Here is a 17,779-nt window from a genome sequence, read left to right as displayed (position 1 = left end):
TTGGCGGATCTCAGCGACGTAATGGACGCGCTGGAGCAGATCGCGCTTCAGGCCGTCTTCCCGAACGGGACCAATCAGCCGAGCGTTCTACCCACAAAACCTCCGCAGGTCGCGCAGGGCTGGCCGCTAGCCCGAGACATCGACAAGGCCATGGCCGCTGGCCGGTCCATCGTCTCTATCTTCGCGGTGCCGTCGTCATCCAGTGACGCTGGGCAGCCGTTTCTGACGACCGATGCGGTGTATGTCGCCCCGGTTCACGGGATGGCAGCGACCGTTTCGGGGTCGAGGGTCACCCTGACGGGCGCGCCTGGACTGGGCGAGTACATCACGGCGGTCGTGGACGGCATCGGCTACTCCTACCTGACGCAGACCGGCGATACGGCATCCTCAACTGCCACGGGGCTCGCCAGCGCATTGCAGGCGGCGTTCCCCGGCACGGCAGCCAGTGGCGCCACGGTCCAGATCGCCACCAATCAGGATTTCGACATCCGGATCGGCGCGCCGGCCACCATGGCGACGCGCATCCATCGGCAGCGGATCCAGTTTCGTATCTGCGTCTGGTCTCCGAACCCTGCCGACCGCGCCGCTCTCTCTCGTGCCGTCGATGTCGCCTTGAAGCGCAACGTCACGATCCGGCTTGAGGACCAGACCCAAGCCATGGTGGTGTTCCAAGGCACCAACCTCGACGACAAGTACGAGAACGAGGGCGCTTACCGCCGCGACCTCATCTTCAACGTCACCTTCGACACGCTGGACACCTATCCGGCCTTTGAGGTGACCGTCGTGCAGACGCCAGTCTCGTCGCTCCCGTAGCAGACGCGCTTTCCCGCCATCCCATCCAATCCGCTCTCAGGAGAACGCCGATGCGCGCGCTCACGGTCACGCATGCCTTCGGCGACTACGCGCCGGGCGACCAGATCACCGACAAGGCCGCGATGAAGGCCGCACTGGACACGAACCCCGGCCACGTCGTGGCGGTGAACATGCCCAAGCCCGATGCGCCCGCGGATGCGCCCAAGAAGGGCAGCAAGGCCGACGACGCGAAACCCGCGACAGACCCCGCCGATCCGGCCTCGTCGCCGTCCACGGCCTCCTGAAGCCAATTCCAGCCACATCTTGAGGACCGGCGATGCCTAGCTTTCGCGACGGGACGGCCAATCTGCTCGGCCTGACCAGCCCCGGCGTTTACGTTGATCAGATCCTGCCGACCGCGTTCATCGCGGGCCTGCCCACCAACGTCGAGGCCATGATCGGCGTCGGCTCCTGGGGGCCGGTCAATGCCGTGACCGCGTTCAGCGATCCGACGAGCTGCCCCTACGGCCCGCCGCAGAACCGGCTCTACGACATCGCCAAGCACGTCTCGGTGGCGTGCCAGCAGGGCAGCGTCATCAACTTCCGTGGCGTGCGCGTCACGGACGGGACCGATGTCGCCGCTACCGGAATGGTAGTCGGAACCGGCGGCGGCACCTTCACCGCCAAGTACACCGGTACGCTCGGCAATCAGATCACCATCACGTTTCAGCCGACCGCCGCCATCGGCGCCTACGCCTGCATCGTCAACTTCCCGGGTCGGACGCCCGAGCGGTTCGACAACATCGGCGGCACGGGCGCGGCCTTCTGGCAGAACCTCGCCACGGCGATCAACGTCGGCACCAGCCAGCGGGGGCCGTCGAATTATGTCGTGTTCACTGCGAGCACGATGACCGCGGCGCCTACCGTCAACACCGCCTTGGCACTGACCGGCGGCACGGATGGCGCGACCACGATCACGAGTTCGGTCCTCCTCGGGCAGCAGGCGACCCTGCCGCGCACCGGAATGTACGCGCTTGCCGGCCTGCGGGCGGACGCCTCCGGCTATCCCGACACCTTCCAGCTCTGCGACTGCACCGATACGTCGATCTGGAATGCGATGCTGTCCTTCGCGATCCAGAACGCCATGATGGCGGTGGTGACGCTGCCCTCCGGCGGCTCCATCAGCAGTGCGGTCGCCTCGCGGGTGTCGGTCGCCATCGACGACCCGTCCATCAAGATCATCGCGGGCGACTGGCCGACCGTCTACGTGCCGGGGCTCGGATCCATCCTGGCTTCGCCGGCCACGGTCTATCAGGGCCTCGTCGGCAACCTGTCGCCGGAGCAGTCGCCGATCAACAAGGCGCTGATCGCCGTCTCGGCCACGCAGACCTCACAGACCGGCGTGCTCACGTCGGACGCGGAGGAAAGTATCGCCCAGACCGGCGGCATCGACTTCATCGGGCGGTCCTCGGCGCTGAACCAGGATTTCTTCTCGTTCATGACCGGGCGCAACGCCAGCAGCAACACCGCTGCGAACGGCGACGAGTACACGCGCCTGACCAATTCCATCATCCGGGGGCTGGAGGGCGCCGCCACGCGCAGCATCGTCGGTCGCCTCCAGTCGGTACGCCCCGACGATCCGACCCGCCTGCAGGCTGCTGCGGTGCTGAACAGCTACTTCGCTGACCTCGCCAACCCCGACTTCGGATCGGGCGGCTATGGTCAGATCGACAACTGGGCCGTCACCTGCGACCTGACCAACAACACGCCCAGCACCATCGCCCGCGGCTTCCTGTTCGCGTTCTGCGCGGTCCGTTACCTCGCGACGGTCCGGTTCTTCGTGATCAAGCTGGCCGGCGGCAACAATGTCACGGTCTCGGTTCAGAACACCGCACCGACCATCAGCACGTCTCTGCAACTCGCGGCCTAACAGGTTCCCAACCTTCAGACATAGGAGGGCGGAATGCCCGTTAACAACATGAATGTGGGCAAGGATTACAGCCTTGTCTTCTACGACAGCAACAGCGGTCAGGTGCTTGATTTGGGGGACGTTCAGTCCTTCCGCATCAGCGCGGTCAAGCACGACATCAAGTCGATGCCGTACAATGGCCCGCCTCGGTTCGGCTACATCCCTGACGGTTACAGGTTCTCCTTCACCATCACGCGTGTCGGTTCGGCGCTAGAGAATTTCCAGCTTGCTCAGACGGCCGCGTTTGAGGCCGGCCAGCACGTCACATCTGGCTACCTCAACGAGACCGTCTACAATCCTGACGGAACCACTAGCCGATATCAGTACACTGGCTTCGTGTTTTGGGTCGGCGACATCGGTGATGTGTCTCGCGATCAGAACGTAAAGCTGAGCGCTGAAGGCATGGCCTCGCAGAAGGTTCAACTGGCTTGAGCACAGCTTCAGAAGAGATCCTCGCTCGTTATAAAAAGCGTGAGATCGAGACCGATGAATTTGGCCGCGCCATCACGGTTAGGCGCCTGCGCCCGGCAGAACAAGTGACGCTGATGCGCATGGCCGACACTGAGGTAGCGCAGGCGATCAACGCTATGACGGTCGGCGCGGCGGTCTGTAAAATCGATGACCTTGACTACACTTTCCCGCGCTCTGTCGGCGAACTTGATGCCGTGCTGAACGTGCTGGACGAGGAAGGTCTCGCTGCGGCGACCAAGGCCTACATCCGCATCCAGGGCCTCAACAAGGATGCCCCTGAGAGCGTGACGGAAGCGGCAAAAAACTCGCAAGCGACGGCCAGCTAAGACAGGCGCTCTGGCTGGTCCGGAACAATGTTCCGTTTGATGTCGCTTTCGCATTGAGCTTTGAAGAAGCGCTCGCTTACAGTGTAATATTCGGCCAAATGGAAAATCCAAAAGCCGAGTATGACTTCGATATGAACGAATGGGTGACGCGGGATTGAAAAAGGCAAGTCAGCGATTGCCGACTTGCCTCTTGCGCCCCTAGGGGCGCCCCTACCTGACCCTATCGTACCAAACCAAGCCGGAGCATGCCCCGCCTTAGCGAATGGATATCAAAGGGACAAAAGAACCCCTGCCTTGTCCAACCTTGCCAAGCCGCGCGGCGCCATGCCGTACCCCACCGTTGCTCAAGGCATATCAACCTTGAACCGTCCGAACCTCGGACGCCAATCGCCGAGACCGACGATTTCGCCTGCGACCCGAACCATCTCCGCAACCTCTGCCCGGTTTAGTTGGCCCGGCAGGAAGTCCACGAAGATTTCCGCAGACCAATCTCGGAAGATCGGTCGTGTTCTCATCACGCGAGCCTGACCGACCCGCACGCCGGCTGTGAGCCGGTAATTCTCATCGCACCAGAGCGCATCAGGTTCACGCGGCCCAGCGTAGTCGAGTCGATGGTTCGCGTCCGACAGAAGGCCGGACTTGGCCTGCGGACCGCGCTTTGACTTCTTGGCCGCCGCGATCAGTGCCGCCTCAATCAACTCGCCGGGGATGCACGGCCCATCGTCGCCGACGTAGAGTCCGCCTAGGAACTCGACACGGGCCATCTCCTCGTGATCGGCATCTGTCTTAGCTCTCTTGCTACTGACGGCCTTAAGCGCCTTCGCCATCGGATCTAGCGGGTTCGCCAGCCTCCCGTTGTGCATGAGCAGGGGTGAGACGCCGGTGAGGCGAAATTTCATACGCTGGTAGGACATAAGGTGCCTCATGTTTGCCGGGCGTAAGCCGGCTGACTGCGGCGGCGACCTGGCGGCGTCCCCCGTAGCGGCGGCGCCGAATGGTTTCAGTGATGGCGTGGTGGCAACCATCAGGGCCGCCGCACAAAGTGGTTAGATCTTCGACGGTCTCGGTGCCTAGCGGGTCGCCGTAGCGGACATGGTGGACCTCCAGACGTTTGATCGCTCCACAGCCTCGGCACCGAAAGCCGTCTCGGGCCAAGGCTTTGCCGCGCAATTCGCGCCACTGCGGCGAAGCGATGTACTCCTCATAGGTCACGCCCCGTCCTCGACATAGGTGGCGACCGTCTCAATTCTCTCTCGTGCCTCGCGCATGATCCTGGCAAGGTGTTCAAAGTGGGCGATGCGCTCGCCTAAATCCCGAGACATTTCCCGAGCGTAGTCTGGGTTACGGGCCATGGCCTCGCGCTGAACCGCGATCAACTCGCCACCGGTCTGCGAGACGATGCCGATGGCGGCGCGCACCACCGGTAGGTTATCGGTTGACCAGTCGTGGTCGCAGGCAGGGAAGGCCCACAACACAGGCTTGATGCGCTTGCCCTTCTGTAAGTCCCTAGGAAAGGCCGTGGCGGGCACGGCGACCTGAAAGGCTCGGAAGCCGCGTCGAGCGGCGCCGGTTCTCACGCAGCCAGTCCCATGTTGAAGCGATGAGCGCCATTGCCAACCCACTCTATCGCAGAGGCTTCGGGTTCCTCCTGTTCGTAGTCGGAGTCGCCGTCCAAGGCGTCGAGGTAGGCAATCAGTCCCTCAATGAGTTCTTCGGCCTCGCGGCGCGAGGGAGCGCGCATCGTGTTCGGCCAGGGGTAGAGCGGTAAAGCCGGAAGTGTGCTAATCTGGCCGGTAGCCATAGCCTGCTCTCCAGAAGCGGTTGTGGTTTTGGCCGGAGGGTTGATTGAGCCCTTCCCTCCGGCCTACCGTTCTGGTAAAGCAGAAATATGCTGATGTCAATTCCGGTAAATGCGAAAAAGGCCGGTAGGCCTGCAGGGCGCGACTTCCCGGTCGCCGTTCAGCTCCGGCTAACGGACGTTCAAGCTTCTGCGATTGATGAATGGCGACGGGAGCAGGTTGACCTACCCTCCCGTTCTGAGGCCATCCGAAGGCTGATTGAAAACGCCTTGAACATCTCCCCTTCTCGAACCTAGAATGGGTCTGGGTAAGGGACGAGGTTTATATGCTGTCGCGCAGCGCCATGGTTGCTTGTTGCCTGCTGGTACCCTTGGGTTGTCACGCCGCCGAAGACGCGGATCAGGCGAAAATGATGCAATCCATGCTGGAGGGCATGGGCTTCAAGCAGACGACAGACATCAAGGGTGGCAATTGCAAAATTGTCGTTGATGCAACGCAGAACAAGGTGATTGACTCAGTTCCGTTGCTGCAAAAATTCGGCATTTTGAATGATGAGATGTCAAAATCCGAACTTACGCGGACGCCAACAAAAACGACTATGGTGATTGCCCTGCAGTTCGCGCCCGTTGAGATAAAAGGGATCTACGACAGCTTTCCTGACGCAGATAAATGTTCATTCACACATAATATCATATCAAACGATGAATATGGAAACTCTCGCAAAGAAACCATGTTCACCTACGGGTTTGATAGGGCGACATATAGCAAGGTCAATTGGGACAACTTTAAAAGCCAAAACCTGATTAAGATCGGCCGGGGCTTTGCATTCAATCCAGCCATAGCTCGGCGGACTAGCGAAGAGTGATGTCAGTGGATCACTATCGTCGCCAGCACTAACGCGATGCCGGAAAGGATGCTTCCTGCGAAGATAGGCAGCGCCGTTTTCGCAGGCGGGCGTTCGCGCAGCATCAGAAGCACTAAGAAGACTAAAGCAATCCAAAGATAGGCCAGCGCTGAGAATGGCCGATCGGCGGCGCTCAAAGCCCAGAACGGCGACGAGATCAGGGCTGCTCCCGCAAGCCACCTCGTCCCGACGTAGGGTGGGGCGTCTGGGATCGCGAAGGCCAGCCCGCCCGTGCTGAGCGGAACTCGGAGACTGTGCGCGGCTGCAGCGATAGTCGCCACTGCGACCTCTACCGAGACGGCAAACCATTCGCCGTTGAGCCGGTAGCGATCCAGCATCGCGTGGGCTTCTAACTCAACAGGAAGTGCCGGCCCTAGCGTCGCTGCGACGTGTTCAACCCATAGCTGAACGGGCGAACCTGTTTGAAGCTCGGCACAGCGCTGTTCAGGGTTGATGCTGCTGCCAATCTTCACTCGGCCGTGCTCACCCTTGATGACGTAGACGTGGTCGCCGATCCGCACCCTATCCTCCAGAGGCGCCGATGCTCAGCCCAGGCGAACTCGCTCTCTTCCTTGAAGCTAGTGCGTTTCGCACGCGCAGCCAACTGGTCCGTACGACCAAGCGCCTCATGGACGAAGGTGCCGAGACCGCCAAAGAGATGATAGGTCGCGAGGACAATGGCTGGCCTGCGCTCGCCCCATCTACGGTCGCAGAGAAGACGCGGTTAGGCATGATCGGGCGCATCAGCGCGACCGACCCGCTCTACCGCAAGGGCACCATGCGCGAGTCGTTCGGCTCATCGGCTGGCGCGACCGGCGACGGCGCTGAAGGGGCGATTGGTTCAACCAGCGGTATCGCGGCTTTTCACGAGAACGGCACCTCTCGCATGCCGCCTCGTCCGATTTTCATGCCGACGATGATCAAGATCGCCAAGCGCAGCGAGGACGAGTTCGGCCACATGGCAATTGAACAGCTCACGCCTGGCATCCGGTAGCTCTCGCGCATGATCACCTCCTATGAGGTCGGTTCGGTCTATCGCATTGTTGATCAGGCCACCCCGACTCTTCTCAAGATCGCGACTGAGCTATCGCGCATTGAAAGGCTGACGAAGGCTGTCACGGCGGAGTTCGCGGCTTTCGGCAAGCTCAATATCAGCGGCATCAACCGAAGCCTCCTGACGCTCAACGAGCGCTTGGGCAGGATTGAGAAGGCGGCCACGACGACCGGTCGCGCTCTGTCGGGAGATTTCGTCAAAGCCGACGCCTCCATAAACGCCGCTGCGGCTGCCGCAGCCCGACTGACGGCCGAACTGAACGCCGCCAAGGCGGCAGGCGCGGGATTGCGTATCCCGCACATTCGGCCCGGCGGCGGTGGCGGCTCTGGGCCTAACACGCCCGGCGCTGGCGGTGCCGGCGGGGGCCACCGGGGCAACGGTAATTGGCAGCATGTCGGCATCGGCCTCGGCATGGGGGGCATGATCGGCCTCCATGAGGTTGGCGAGGGGCTGCGCTCAATTCTGGATGCCGGCGGCGAACGTCAGCACGTCCTGACCGCTATCCGGAAACAGAACGCGACCGACTCCGAAATCCTAGCGGCCGTCACGGCCTCTCGGAAGTTGTCGCAGCAGATCCAAGGCGTCACTGAGACGGAGGCGCTTGAGGCTTACGGCGCCAATCGTGGCATTTTTGGCCACAAAGACGCGCTGGCCATGATGAAGCCACTACTTGAGTACACTCAGGTGGTCGGTGGCACGACCGGCGACTACGCCGGGGCTTCGAAAAAAGTCTACGACATGACCCGCGCTGCGGATTTGATGGGCAAGCTCGTCAATCCAGAGACGCACGAGGTGGATACCGACAAGTTCAAGCACTTCCTTGAACTCGGCAGCAAGGTCACGCTGGGCACCCACGGCAAGGTAGATGCCGCGACGTGGCTCGGCCTCGCTCAGCAGGGCGGTCCCGCGCTCTCGGGCATGTCCGACAAGGGCCTCGTGACCATGGGCATGGTCTCGCAGATCATGGGCGGCCAGCGCGGCGGTACGGCGCTGACCTCCATGTATCAGCAGATGGTCGGCGGGAAGATGACCAAGTCGGCTGCCGAGCAGCTTAGGGAGCTTGGGCTGGTCGGTGATTTCACGGTCGGCCGCGGTGGGCACGTCTCCTTTGCCAAGGATGCGCTCAACACCGAGTTCACTAAGACGCTGAAGGATGATCCCCTTGCTGCCGTCGAAGTGTTGCGGAAGGCTATGGCTAACCGTGGCATCACTGACATTGAGCAGCAGGTTCCGAAGCTGTTTGAGATCCTAGGGCGGCAGACGACGCAGCGGCTCGTTCACGACCTCTTGCGCAACGCTCCGCAGATGTTGGGCGAGCGCGAGCGCATCCTTGGGTCGAAAGGCATCGACGAGAGCCGCAATCTCCAGAACGATCAGGACTACAAGCAGGCCGAACACAACCTGTCGGCTTCTTGGAAGAACCTGATGACTGCCCTCGGTCAGACCGGTGTTCAGACCGCAGTTGATGCGATGAACGGGCTGGCCAAGGGGATCAACACCATCGCTGGCGTCGCCAACGCCAACCCGACCGCAACCAAGATCGTCCTTGAGGGCCTCGCCGGTCTTGGGGTCGCCTTCGCCGCACTCTCTGTCGCGGGCGTCATAGCCGGTGCAGCAATGTTAATACCGGGCGGCGGCGTAGCGCTCGCCATCACCGGCCTGATAAGCGTTTTTGGAACCCTTGCGGCATTCAATTGGAAGATCATTGACGACGTGGTCGGGAAGGTTGCGCCGTTTGCTGCGCAATGGGAGGAAACTAAGACTAAGTTCTATTCCGGTGTCGCTAGCTTCGTGTCGGAGCTTGGAACATACGCCAGCAAGCTTGCTGACGAGATCAAATCCTGGCCCGGCCGCCTCGCCACCGCTATCGCCGAGATGGGCGCCTCGCTCGTCACGGCGATCGGCGATATGCTCAAGAACCTGTTCAGCAAGCTCAACCCGTTCAGCAAGACGGCGTTTGAGGGTGGCGAGGGTATCGGCGGCCTCATTCAGAAAGCGTCTTTCGGCGGCGGCGCCAACGACAACTTCGGCGGCATCGGCAGTGGTCTCAGTCGCGATGGCCTTGGTGGTTCCGGCAGCGGGTTGGGCAGCGGTCTAGGTGGTTCTGGCGGCGGCGCCGGTCTCGCTCACGCCCGTGGCGTACTTAGCCGTGCCAATCCCGAAATGGTCGCCTACATTCGTGCTTCCGCCATCCGGAACGGTATCAACCCCGACATCGCGCTCCGCATCGCGGCGAGCGAGGGGCTGGGCGGCTCAATCCCCGGCGTTCGCATGACGCCCGGCGACAAGGGCACCAGCTTCGGACCCTATCAGCTCCACTACGGTGGGCGGGGGTCGCTCGGCACCGAGTACAGCCGCGCGACCGGCCACCACGCGGGCGATCCCCGCTACTGGCAGGAACAGATCGACTTCGCGCTGCGCTACGCCGGCAAGAACCGGACGTGGGCACCGTGGTTCGGGCGTGGGCCCGCTGGCGTCGGAACGCACGAGGGGTTCGGGTACAAAGGGCAGGCTGCTCCGACTGCTGGGGCGCCGCCGAAGCCGGTGGAGAAGCGCCCAATCATGGTCGACCTTCACATGGACGGCAAAAAGATGGGTCGCGCTATCGCCATGCATCAGGCCGATGATCACCTGTTCCCGAAGAAGGCCGGCGCGACCGACAACCACGGCGAGTGGCGCGCTCCTGGCACGCCTGTGATGGACGCCGCCTGAGGGTCTCATGGCTTCAGGCATCGGAGGTGGCTCCAGCGTCCGCTACCCGCGGATCTGGCTAGAGATCAACGGGGCGCGCATGCCCTGCATCTCCGGCAGCGTGCATAGGTCGGGCAAGCGGCACTCGGACTCGTTCGATTGCGAGTTGGCGATCACCGAGACCGAGCAGTACGGCTTCGGGCTCGCCGAGTGGACCGACTTCGACCCGCAGGACGCCACCGTGATCATGTCGTCTGCCGCTGACGGCAGCGACGAGCGCGAGATGATCACTGGCTCAATCGACATGCCGGCAGTCAATCTGCGCGAGATGACGGTGAGCGTGCAGGGTCGGGACAAATCGGCGTCGCTCGGCGAGAAGCAGCGCCAAGAGAAGTTTTCCAACCAGAAGACGACCGACATCGTCCAGAAAGTCGCCAAGGACCACAAGCTCACGGCGCAGGTGCAGTTGCCGGACGAGGGCGGCGAATACGCCGGCAAGCAGTATGACGAGGACACGGCTCACCTTATCCTCAATCGCACCGATTGGGAGTTGCTGGACGATCTGGCAGAACGCGAGGGCTGCCGCTGGTACGTGGACGGCAAGACGCTCTACTTTGAGCCTGACGACCAGAACAACGGCTCCTACGATGTGGTTTGGCAGCCGCCGGGCACGGCCGAAGCCTACACGGTCGCCAATGTTCTCGACATTGCCCTGAAGCGAAACATGGGCGCGGCGCGGCCGATCAAACACAGCGTGTCTTCGGTCCACCATCGGCTGCGCAAGGTTTTCAAAGCCGAGGCATCAATTCCTGGCGTCGGCGACGTGCTCGCTTATCAGGATAACCACCCCGGCCGAAACCAAAAGCAGGTCGAGCGACTTGCCAAAGCTCGCGCCAAGAGCATTGCCCGGCACGAACTTGGCGTCGTGATCAAGGCGGTAGGCGATCTCTCGGTGGACGTTCGCCAGAAGCTGAACCTGTCCGGCACCGGCACGATCTACGATCAGAGCTATGACATCGACGGCGTGGACTGGGTAATCGACTGGGGCGAGGGCTTCGGAATGACGATCCAGGGTAAGAGCGCCAAGCAGGGTCGCGATGTCACCGCGACCACGCAATCGTGGGGCGGCAAGTCGGTCAATCAGAATGGCCCGGCGACCAAAACCGTGCCTCTCCCGCCGCAACGCCCGGCCAGCCTCGACGGCGGCTCTGGTGGTGTCAGCGTTTAGGCCATCGCATGTCGCTTGATCACATCTATCGCCGCGAGGCGCAGCGCGCGACCGGCGGCAGGCAGCACAAAGGCACGATGGCGGTTACCGCCTACAATCCTCAGATCCACGCGGCGAAGGGCGTCCTGCTGCCGTCCATGGTCGAGACCGGATGGGTGCCGCTCGCCTCTCACCATGCCGGCGATGGCTATGGGGTCATGGTCGGCCCGAACGCCGGATCTGCAACTGACCTCGACGGCGATTGGATGGATGTCGAGTTCGAGAACGGCGACCCGAATACGCCGATCGCCAAGCACAAGCACTTCACGCAGGCCGATAATCCGCCGGTAGTTCAGTCCGGTGAGATCTTGGTGAAGCACCAGACTGGCGGATCGACCCTTCACAAGGCGGACGGGTCCATCGTTACGACGCACAAGGATGGCGGTCAGCACATGTTCGATGCTGACGGCAATCACAGCCTTGTGACGAAGGACAAGAATGTCACCATCGACGCAGGTCAGGGCTCGCAGACTTTCACCGCCAAGAGTCACAGCTTCACGGCCGACAACATCAGCCTCAAGGGTGCAGTCACGGTGAATGGTCAGATCATTCAGCAGAACGGCGGACTGAGTAGCACTGGCACGATCGCTGGCCAGACGGTCATGTCGGCCGGCAAGACTGTCCAGACGGCGTAGTGCATGCCCACAGATGTCGTCATTTTGGGCCCCGTCGAATTCGACGCGTGGTCCTCACCCGAAAAGCTCCCCTTCGGCGGGCGGCAACAGATTAGCGCCAAGAAACTGCCAGGCGGTGACCGCGTCATTGACGCGATGGGCCCGGATGACATCGACCGCGCTTGGACCGGCAAGTTCTGGGGCGATGATGCCATCGACCAGGCTCTATTACTCGACAGCCTCCGCAAAAGTGGCACGCCACTGCCCTATTCGAACGGCGTCGAAGCTCGCACGGTCATCATCCTCGAATTCCTGCCCCTGGTCTGCAAGGCTACCTACGTCGAGTTCAGCATCATCCTCATGCCGGTCGATAGTTCGGCTGCTGGCGGCGGTGGTTTCGGTGCTGGCATCGGCGGCCCCGGGATCGGCCTTGGCATTGGGGGCATCGGCCTGCCGACCTTGGATGTGACGGTTGGCGCTGATCTGTCCGTGTCCGTGGGACTGATTCTATGATCCCGGCTGCGATCCCGGTCGCGCTGATCGCATTCCAGGCGGCTGTGACGGCAAACAAGCCGATCGCCGCGGCCACGCCATACCAGATTGCTACGCTGGTCGCACAAGGGCAGGCCGTGCTCGCGATGATCGACTCCGCCTTGATCGCCGCGGGCACCTCCTTAGACGCCCCTGACCCATCTGGGCACCCATTGGCGCTGATCGCGGACCTGAGTGGCCGCGTCACCGCCGTGTCAGATCAAGAAACGCTCTCTGATCTGCGCGGCTTCGTCGGACGCGCCGTCTTCAACCTCGCACAGGCGGTCGCATGAGTGCTGGTCTCGTTCCCCTCGCCATCCCCGCCAAGATCATCCGCGTGAGCGGCACGACGCTGTTCGCCGTCGCGGCAAAAGAGCTTGGCAATGCCATGCTTTGGGAGACTATCGCTGACCTAAACGGTATCGTTGACCCCTTTATCGGCCCCTTGACCGAACTGAAGATCCCGGCTCGGGCGAAGGCAGCCTGACGTGGCAGACATATTTCTAAATTGGAACGATGATTTTCAGATCACCGCCGACGGCGATCTGATGCTCGTCGATGGCTCTGACGAGACGCGGCAGAGCATCATCCGGCGCCTGTTGACCCAGGCCGGATCCTACATCTGGGCGGTTGAGTACGGGGCCAGCCTCCCAGAACGCATCGGCCGCGTGGCCCGCGAGAAGACCATCGCCGCCATCGTGCGGGGGCAGATCGCGCTGGAGACGACCGTGGCGTCCGTGCCGGTGCCCAAAACTACCGTGACGGCCTCGACGGTCACGCAGGGCCTGTTCGCCATCGACATCCAGTACACCGACGCCGTGACGGGGGCTGCTATCGCTGTCAGCCTTGAGACACCGGGCAGCCGATGACTGTTCTCGACACCCGCAGCCAGAGCACGATCGTCGGCACCATCGCGGCCGGCATCCAGAGCCGGCTGACTAGCGTTTTTCTGAATTTCGCCAAGGGCAAGGTGCTCCGGGCGCTGGCTGAGACCTACGCCGGTAACGGGCTGTGGCTCCAGAAGGAGAACCTGCAGATCGCCATGCTGACCCGGCTGGCGACCTCCTACGGCTCTGACATCGACACCTTCATCGCGGACTTCCCGCTGTCCGGCGTCACGCGGCTCGGTGCGCAGGCGGCTACCGGCCTCTGCACCTTCTCCCGGTACACAGCCGGGCCGACCATCGCATACGTTCCGGTCGGCGGTACTGTCAGGACCACGGACGGAAGCCAGACGTTTCAGGTCTACGCGGATGCGACGAACCCCGCCTATGTGGCGACCTACGTGAACACTGATGGCAGTCTCGGCGCTTATGCCATCGCTGCTCAGGTGAACAGCGTCACCGCTCCCGTCATCGGCGCGACGGCTGGCAGTTCAGGTCAGCCCGGCAGCAATGGCAACGTGGGCGCATCAACCATCGGCCTGATCTCCTCCACCATGCCGGGCGTCGACACCGTCACCAATCCGGCCGCGTTCACCAACGGCTTCGACGTTGAAAGCGATGCCAGTGTGATGGCTCGGTTCGCTCTCGCGGTCGCCGGCCGGGGAGGCGGCACGATTGCGGCGATCCAATCGGCGGTGGCCAATCTCAAAGTCGGCATGACCTCGGTCGTCTTGCCGAATTCCGACATCAACGGCAATTTCACTCCTGGCGTCGTCTCCGTGATCGTGGACGACGGCTCCGGCAACATCTCGGCGGCACTCCTTGCCGCCGCGCAGACTGCAGTCTACTCGGTTATCGCCGAGGGCATTCGGCCGGGCATCTATGCCGCGGCGCTGTTGCCGATCAACGTCGTGATGCAGATCACTACCGCCGCTGGCTACGTGCACCAGAACGTGGTGGCGCAGGTCTCAGCGGCGCTTGCCCTCTACCTCAATGGCCTCGGTCAAGGCGCGACGGTCGGCTACTTCGAGCTGTCGACCGTCGCCTGCAATGTGTCGGGGGTCGCGGGCATCGTGCCGACCTCCTACACGCTCAACGGCGGTACCTCCGACATCACCGGCACGGCGCAGAACACGCCCAAAGCCAACAACCTCGTGATCTCGTGAGCATCAGGGGCAGCGCGACCGATCTCCTGCGGCGGCTTAAGAGCCTGTTCCCGCGGCGTTGGACCAGCGACACGGCTCCTGTCCGAGACGCGGTGTTCGGCGGCATCGGAGACAGTCTCGCGTGGCTCTACGCGCAGCAGCAGACCGTCAAAGCCGGCACCCGACGCGCCGGCACGATCGGGTACCTGCTGGATATCGACGCTTGGGGGTTCTTCCAAGGCCGGATCCTTCGACGCGCGGGCGAGGCCGATGCAGCTTGGCGCAAGCGCTACACCGACGAGATCTTCCGGCCGCGGGCAACACGCGCGGCCATCGACAAGGCGGTCTACGATCTGACCGGCAAGCACCCGATCATCGTCGACCCCTGGAACCCGAACGATACCGCCGCCTACCGCTACAGCTACTACGGACAGGCCAAGTACGGCTCGCTCGGACTGCCTTACCAGTTCTTCGTCACGGCCTATCGGCCTTGCCCGCCCGGTATCCCGAACATCGCCGGATACCGGTCAGGCTATTACGGCGCTCCAACCACTTCATACATCAGCCTGTCTCAGATCACGTCTCCGGTCCCCGACAGTGAGATCTACGCGACCATCGCGCGGACCGCTGCGGCCGGCGTCGTCTCCTGGACTCGCATTCAGTGAGCCGAAGCATGCGCGTCGCAGTTCACAATCACACGAACGCTCGTAAGCTGTGCGAGGTGGAGATTTCCGACGAGGCCGCCGCTTCGCTCGCCCGGCCACCGGCGCTCAGGGACAACTGGGTGCAGATGGCCGACGGCCAGATGGCTAATCTGCCGAGGCCAGAGGACCATGTCGTCACGATCGGTTCCGGCACTAACGTTCTGCGCCTCTTCCCGGCGACGGTGAACGGTGTCGACATGATCATGACGAACACGCCCGAAGCTGCGCTCGCCCGCGCCGCAGGCTGAACTTCGCGACACCCATTCTCAAGCCCTGCCGGCACGCGTCGGTGGGGTCTCTAGACGTGAGACCGGCATGGACCGAGTTACCGCATACGCGGGCGCCCTGATCGCCGAGACGGACCCGCTGAAGGCGCAGCAGAACGCGATGATCGCGCTCGGCTGGGCGGCTCAGTCGACGCTCGGAACCGCGACGGCTGTCGATGGCTTCGCGATGACGCCGACGACGCCAGCGAGCCTCGTTGCGAATTTGGCGCCGGGCGCGATTTATCAAGCGGCGTCTACCGAGGCGACAGTTTGGTCATCGCTCCCGGCCGACAGCACAACCTTGGTCAAGCAGGGGCTGATGAGGGCGGTCGATCCGATTACCTTCACCCCGCCGAGCACGAACGGCTACAGCCAAGCGTTTCTCGTCGAAGTGCAGTACGCCGACCTCGATACGAACCCCGTCCTGCTGCCCTACTACAACGCCGCGAACCCTGCTCAGCCCTACAGCGGGCCTGGCGGCAACGGCCAGTCGCAGAACACCGCCCGACTGGGCATCGTCGCCGTTCAGGTGAAATCTGGCGCAGCGGTCAGCGGCACGCCCACAATCCCGACGCCTGATGCAGGCTGGGTTGGGCTGTACGTCGTGACGCTCGCTGCAGGCGCCACCACGATCACGTCGGGCAACATCGCCGTTTACACAGGTGCCCCATTTATTCCGGTAAAGCTACCTGCCGTTCCAGCCGGGGTGCAGTCGGGGCAGTGGATCTATGCCGTCGACCAGGGCACGTCTGGTGCGCTCATCGCAGCCCTAGCGCCCACACCAACATCGCTGCCTGATGGCATGGAGATCCATGTCAAGACCGCCAACCCGGCGGCCGGCTCCGATGTGATCAATGTCTCGGGTCTCGGGGCGCTGCCAATTCGGCGCTTGGGAGGGGCGGGCCTCCCGCTAATCGGCGACTGGGCCGCTGGCGACATCCTTACGCTGCGTAAGATCGGTTCAAATTGGCAGGTGGCGAGCCTGTTGCGCTCCGATGTGCTTTCGCTTGTCACCGGAAGCGGCCAAGTCCCCGTCATCGTCGCCAACCCGACCCTCTACGTCCGCTCGGACGGCAGCGACAGCAACACCGGCATGGCCAACACCGCGGCGGGGGCTCTTCTAACCCTGAATGCCGCCCTGACCAAGCTGCGCGTCTACTACCTGACGGGGCAGACGGCGACGATCCAGATCGGGCTTGCAGGCACTTATGCCCTCCCGAGCAACATACCTGCGGGCTCTGGCACCATCTTGATCCAGGGCAACGCAAGTTCTCCGGGGTCCTACACGCTTTCCGGCGCGGGCACCGGCTCAGGGTCCGCCGTCCTCGGCATCGCGAATGCGACCGTCTCGTTTGTCGGCGTCAGGCTCTACAACACCGGTTCGAACAATCACACGATCCTCTCGACCAACAACGCGCTAGTTAGGTTCGACAACTGCCAGTTCAGCTCGGTCGGCGGCAGTTCGGTCGCGCATATCATTGCATCCCAAGGTGGGTCGATGATCATCGGCACGAACAATATCTGCGACGGAAACAACGGCTATTTCGGGTATGCTCTATCGGGCACAATTTCGATGGGCGGTTCGGCGTTAACGTTTAATAGCGGTCCGACGTTTTCGGTTGCCACCTTTGCGGCTTCGACCAATGGCAGTGTCACTTTCGCTACCGGATCGTCCTTCGGCGGCGCGGTGAGCGGTCCCCGGTACACAGTCAACCTGAACGGGGTGATCAACACTTTCGGCGCGGGTGCGAATTTCATCCCCGGCTCATCGGCCGGCACGACCTACACCGGAGGCCAGTATGCCTGAGACCACTGATCCGTTCGCGGGGCTTCTGCCGTCGCTCGCTCCGGCCGTCACCTTCAACCCGCACGATTGGTACTGGCAGGCAGACGACGGCAGAGTGTTCTCCTCCGCCCGGTTCGCAACCGTAGCGACGGGTGACGCCGAGTTCGCGGCGTGGAGTTCCGATAATCGCAAACCCACCCGCTGGCCTACCGATGACAGCGGCGCTCAGACTGATGCCGCGCTGTCGGACGTGCTGACGCCCTATGGGATTGCCATTTCGGGCTACACTCCCGTTCCGGTCAGCGTCAGCAGCGCTCAGGCCAAGATCCAGTGCCAGCGCACACCGGGATCTGCGAGTGGCAAGACGCTTCTTGACGACATCACCGCTGCCGTTCAGGCGGCCGGCGGTGAGGCCCAGATCTGGTTCACGGAAGCTCGTGCCTGGGAGCGAACAAATCCCTACGTCGCTAGCCTGAGCAGCGGTCTCAAGCTGACCTCGGCGCAGGTGGATCAGCTCTTTATCGCGGCCGCTCAGATCGCAGCCTGAAGCGCTTCTAGCCCCCCTTCTCCTCACCC

General features: G+C 62.6%; 23 protein-coding genes. 19 read left to right on the top strand and 4 right to left on the bottom strand.

What is annotated here, in order from left to right:
* The 5 genes from MKK88_RS01170 to MKK88_RS01150 are packed head-to-tail and all read left to right on the top strand — an operon-like array spanning window position 1 to window position 3,558.
* Window positions 1–813: a hypothetical protein gene (locus MKK88_RS01170; RefSeq protein ID WP_243996757.1), complete on the top strand. Its 813-nt coding sequence runs from the start codon at window positions 1–3 to the stop codon at window positions 811–813.
* Between the two features lie 50 nt (window positions 814–863).
* Window positions 864–1,097, top strand: a complete 234-nt coding sequence (locus MKK88_RS01165) for a hypothetical protein (protein WP_243996756.1) — start codon at window positions 864–866, stop codon at window positions 1,095–1,097.
* A gap of 32 nt (window positions 1,098–1,129) precedes the next feature.
* Window positions 1,130–2,722 carry a hypothetical protein gene (locus MKK88_RS01160; protein WP_243996755.1) on the top strand — a complete coding sequence of 531 codons (1,593 nt, stop codon included), beginning with the start codon at window positions 1,130–1,132 and terminating at the stop codon, window positions 2,720–2,722.
* Window positions 2,723–2,755: 33 nt separating this feature from the next.
* Entirely contained in the window at window positions 2,756–3,193 is a 438-nt protein-coding gene (locus MKK88_RS01155; RefSeq protein ID WP_243996754.1) for a hypothetical protein, read from the top strand.
* Window positions 3,190–3,558, top strand: coding sequence for a hypothetical protein (locus tag MKK88_RS01150; protein ID WP_243996753.1), 369 nt, complete (start codon window positions 3,190–3,192; stop codon window positions 3,556–3,558). Before MKK88_RS01155 ends, MKK88_RS01150 begins: the two co-directional genes overlap by 4 nt.
* 344 nt (window positions 3,559–3,902) lie before the next feature.
* On the opposite strand, the gene MKK88_RS01145 is transcribed toward MKK88_RS01150, so the two are convergent.
* The 3 genes from MKK88_RS01145 to MKK88_RS01135 all read right to left on the bottom strand — a co-directional run bounded on the left by MKK88_RS01145 (window position 3,903) and on the right by MKK88_RS01135 (window position 5,359).
* Window positions 3,903–4,472, bottom strand: coding sequence for a hypothetical protein (locus MKK88_RS01145; RefSeq protein WP_243996752.1), 570 nt, complete (start codon window positions 4,470–4,472; stop codon window positions 3,903–3,905).
* Between the two features lie 294 nt (window positions 4,473–4,766).
* Complete coding sequence (locus MKK88_RS01140; protein WP_243996751.1) at window positions 4,767–5,087, bottom strand: hypothetical protein; 321 nt, start codon at window positions 5,085–5,087, stop codon at window positions 4,767–4,769.
* A gap of 44 nt (window positions 5,088–5,131) precedes the next feature.
* The gene (locus MKK88_RS01135; protein WP_243996750.1) at window positions 5,132–5,359 is read right to left on the bottom strand and encodes a hypothetical protein; all 228 of its coding nucleotides are present in this window, start codon (window positions 5,357–5,359) and stop codon (window positions 5,132–5,134) included.
* A gap of 323 nt (window positions 5,360–5,682) precedes the next feature.
* Here MKK88_RS01135 and MKK88_RS01130 point away from each other — a divergent pair, with 323 nt between their 5' ends.
* Window positions 5,683–6,222: a hypothetical protein gene (locus MKK88_RS01130; protein ID WP_243996749.1), complete on the top strand. Its 540-nt coding sequence runs from the start codon at window positions 5,683–5,685 to the stop codon at window positions 6,220–6,222.
* 2 nt (window positions 6,223–6,224) lie between these two features.
* On the opposite strand, the gene MKK88_RS01125 is transcribed toward MKK88_RS01130, so the two are convergent.
* Window positions 6,225–6,782, bottom strand: a complete 558-nt coding sequence (locus tag MKK88_RS01125) for a GIY-YIG nuclease family protein (protein WP_243996748.1) — start codon at window positions 6,780–6,782, stop codon at window positions 6,225–6,227.
* Between the two features lie 107 nt (window positions 6,783–6,889).
* On the opposite strand from MKK88_RS01125, the gene MKK88_RS01120 reads away from it, so the two are divergent.
* The 13 genes from MKK88_RS01120 to MKK88_RS01060 all read left to right on the top strand — a co-directional run bounded on the left by MKK88_RS01120 (window position 6,890) and on the right by MKK88_RS01060 (window position 17,750).
* Window positions 6,890–7,255 carry a hypothetical protein gene (locus MKK88_RS01120; RefSeq protein ID WP_243996747.1) on the top strand — a complete coding sequence of 122 codons (366 nt, stop codon included), beginning with the start codon at window positions 6,890–6,892 and terminating at the stop codon, window positions 7,253–7,255.
* 9 nt (window positions 7,256–7,264) lie between these two features.
* Window positions 7,265–10,027, top strand: coding sequence for a hypothetical protein (locus tag MKK88_RS01115; protein ID WP_243996746.1), 2,763 nt, complete (start codon window positions 7,265–7,267; stop codon window positions 10,025–10,027).
* Window positions 10,028–10,034: 7 nt separating this feature from the next.
* Complete coding sequence (locus tag MKK88_RS01110) at window positions 10,035–11,234, top strand: hypothetical protein (protein ID WP_243996745.1); 1,200 nt, start codon at window positions 10,035–10,037, stop codon at window positions 11,232–11,234.
* Window positions 11,235–11,242: 8 nt separating this feature from the next.
* Window positions 11,243–11,908 carry a phage baseplate assembly protein V gene (locus MKK88_RS01105; protein WP_243996744.1) on the top strand — a complete coding sequence of 222 codons (666 nt, stop codon included), beginning with the start codon at window positions 11,243–11,245 and terminating at the stop codon, window positions 11,906–11,908.
* Between the two features lie 3 nt (window positions 11,909–11,911).
* On the top strand, window positions 11,912–12,400 hold the full coding sequence (locus tag MKK88_RS01100; protein WP_243996743.1) for a hypothetical protein: 489 nt from the start codon (window positions 11,912–11,914) through the stop codon (window positions 12,398–12,400).
* Window positions 12,397–12,711, top strand: a complete 315-nt coding sequence (locus tag MKK88_RS01095) for a hypothetical protein (protein ID WP_243996742.1) — start codon at window positions 12,397–12,399, stop codon at window positions 12,709–12,711. The genes MKK88_RS01100 and MKK88_RS01095 overlap by 4 nt, the downstream gene beginning before the upstream one ends.
* Window positions 12,708–12,905, top strand: coding sequence for a LysM peptidoglycan-binding domain-containing protein (locus MKK88_RS01090; RefSeq protein WP_243996741.1), 198 nt, complete (start codon window positions 12,708–12,710; stop codon window positions 12,903–12,905). Before MKK88_RS01095 ends, MKK88_RS01090 begins: the two co-directional genes overlap by 4 nt.
* 1 nt (window position 12,906) lies before the next feature.
* A complete protein-coding gene (locus MKK88_RS01085; protein ID WP_243996740.1) occupies window positions 12,907–13,287 on the top strand; it encodes a hypothetical protein in 381 nt (126 codons plus the stop codon).
* The gene (locus MKK88_RS01080; protein WP_243996739.1) at window positions 13,284–14,468 is read left to right on the top strand and encodes a baseplate J/gp47 family protein; all 1,185 of its coding nucleotides are present in this window, start codon (window positions 13,284–13,286) and stop codon (window positions 14,466–14,468) included. The genes MKK88_RS01085 and MKK88_RS01080 overlap by 4 nt, the downstream gene beginning before the upstream one ends.
* Complete coding sequence (locus MKK88_RS01075) at window positions 14,465–15,112, top strand: hypothetical protein (protein WP_243996738.1); 648 nt, start codon at window positions 14,465–14,467, stop codon at window positions 15,110–15,112. Before MKK88_RS01080 ends, MKK88_RS01075 begins: the two co-directional genes overlap by 4 nt.
* Window positions 15,113–15,120: 8 nt before the next feature.
* Complete coding sequence (locus MKK88_RS01070) at window positions 15,121–15,399, top strand: hypothetical protein (protein ID WP_243996737.1); 279 nt, start codon at window positions 15,121–15,123, stop codon at window positions 15,397–15,399.
* 67 nt (window positions 15,400–15,466) lie between these two features.
* A complete protein-coding gene (locus MKK88_RS01065) occupies window positions 15,467–17,224 on the top strand; it encodes a hypothetical protein (RefSeq protein WP_243996736.1) in 1,758 nt (585 codons plus the stop codon).
* Complete coding sequence (locus MKK88_RS01060; protein ID WP_243996735.1) at window positions 17,217–17,750, top strand: hypothetical protein; 534 nt, start codon at window positions 17,217–17,219, stop codon at window positions 17,748–17,750. The genes MKK88_RS01065 and MKK88_RS01060 overlap by 8 nt, the downstream gene beginning before the upstream one ends.
* The last annotated feature ends 29 nt before the right edge of the window (window positions 17,751–17,779 follow it).

Source organism: Methylobacterium sp. E-005 (genome assembly GCF_022829725.1).
Classification (GTDB): Bacteria; Pseudomonadota; Alphaproteobacteria; order Rhizobiales; family Beijerinckiaceae; genus Methylobacterium.
This window is presented reverse-complemented; position numbering and strand designations above follow the sequence as displayed.

Excerpts from the sequence above, each read along its gene's own strand:
- MKK88_RS01080 (WP_243996739.1), top strand. The coding sequence starts at position 13,284 with ATGACTGTTCTCGACACCCGCAGCCAGAGCACGATCGTCGGCACCATC.
- MKK88_RS01115 (WP_243996746.1), top strand. The coding sequence starts at position 7,265 with ATGATCACCTCCTATGAGGTCGGTTCGGTCTATCGCATTGTTGATCAG.
- MKK88_RS01120 (WP_243996747.1), top strand. The coding sequence starts at position 6,890 with ATGGACGAAGGTGCCGAGACCGCCAAAGAGATGATAGGTCGCGAGGAC.
- MKK88_RS01070 (WP_243996737.1), top strand. The coding sequence starts at position 15,121 with ATGCGCGTCGCAGTTCACAATCACACGAACGCTCGTAAGCTGTGCGAG.
- MKK88_RS01065 (WP_243996736.1), top strand. The coding sequence starts at position 15,467 with ATGGACCGAGTTACCGCATACGCGGGCGCCCTGATCGCCGAGACGGAC.
- MKK88_RS01155 (WP_243996754.1), top strand. The coding sequence starts at position 2,756 with ATGCCCGTTAACAACATGAATGTGGGCAAGGATTACAGCCTTGTCTTC.
- MKK88_RS01060 (WP_243996735.1), top strand. The coding sequence starts at position 17,217 with ATGCCTGAGACCACTGATCCGTTCGCGGGGCTTCTGCCGTCGCTCGCT.
- MKK88_RS01110 (WP_243996745.1), top strand. The coding sequence starts at position 10,035 with ATGGCTTCAGGCATCGGAGGTGGCTCCAGCGTCCGCTACCCGCGGATC.
- MKK88_RS01165 (WP_243996756.1), top strand. The coding sequence starts at position 864 with ATGCGCGCGCTCACGGTCACGCATGCCTTCGGCGACTACGCGCCGGGC.
- MKK88_RS01130 (WP_243996749.1), top strand. The coding sequence starts at position 5,683 with ATGCTGTCGCGCAGCGCCATGGTTGCTTGTTGCCTGCTGGTACCCTTG.
- MKK88_RS01100 (WP_243996743.1), top strand. The coding sequence starts at position 11,912 with ATGCCCACAGATGTCGTCATTTTGGGCCCCGTCGAATTCGACGCGTGG.
- MKK88_RS01090 (WP_243996741.1), top strand. The coding sequence starts at position 12,708 with ATGAGTGCTGGTCTCGTTCCCCTCGCCATCCCCGCCAAGATCATCCGC.
- MKK88_RS01135 (WP_243996750.1), bottom strand. The coding sequence starts at position 5,359 with ATGGCTACCGGCCAGATTAGCACACTTCCGGCTTTACCGCTCTACCCC.
- MKK88_RS01145 (WP_243996752.1), bottom strand. The coding sequence starts at position 4,472 with ATGTCCTACCAGCGTATGAAATTTCGCCTCACCGGCGTCTCACCCCTG.
- MKK88_RS01160 (WP_243996755.1), top strand. The coding sequence starts at position 1,130 with ATGCCTAGCTTTCGCGACGGGACGGCCAATCTGCTCGGCCTGACCAGC.
- MKK88_RS01095 (WP_243996742.1), top strand. The coding sequence starts at position 12,397 with ATGATCCCGGCTGCGATCCCGGTCGCGCTGATCGCATTCCAGGCGGCT.
- MKK88_RS01105 (WP_243996744.1), top strand. The coding sequence starts at position 11,243 with ATGTCGCTTGATCACATCTATCGCCGCGAGGCGCAGCGCGCGACCGGC.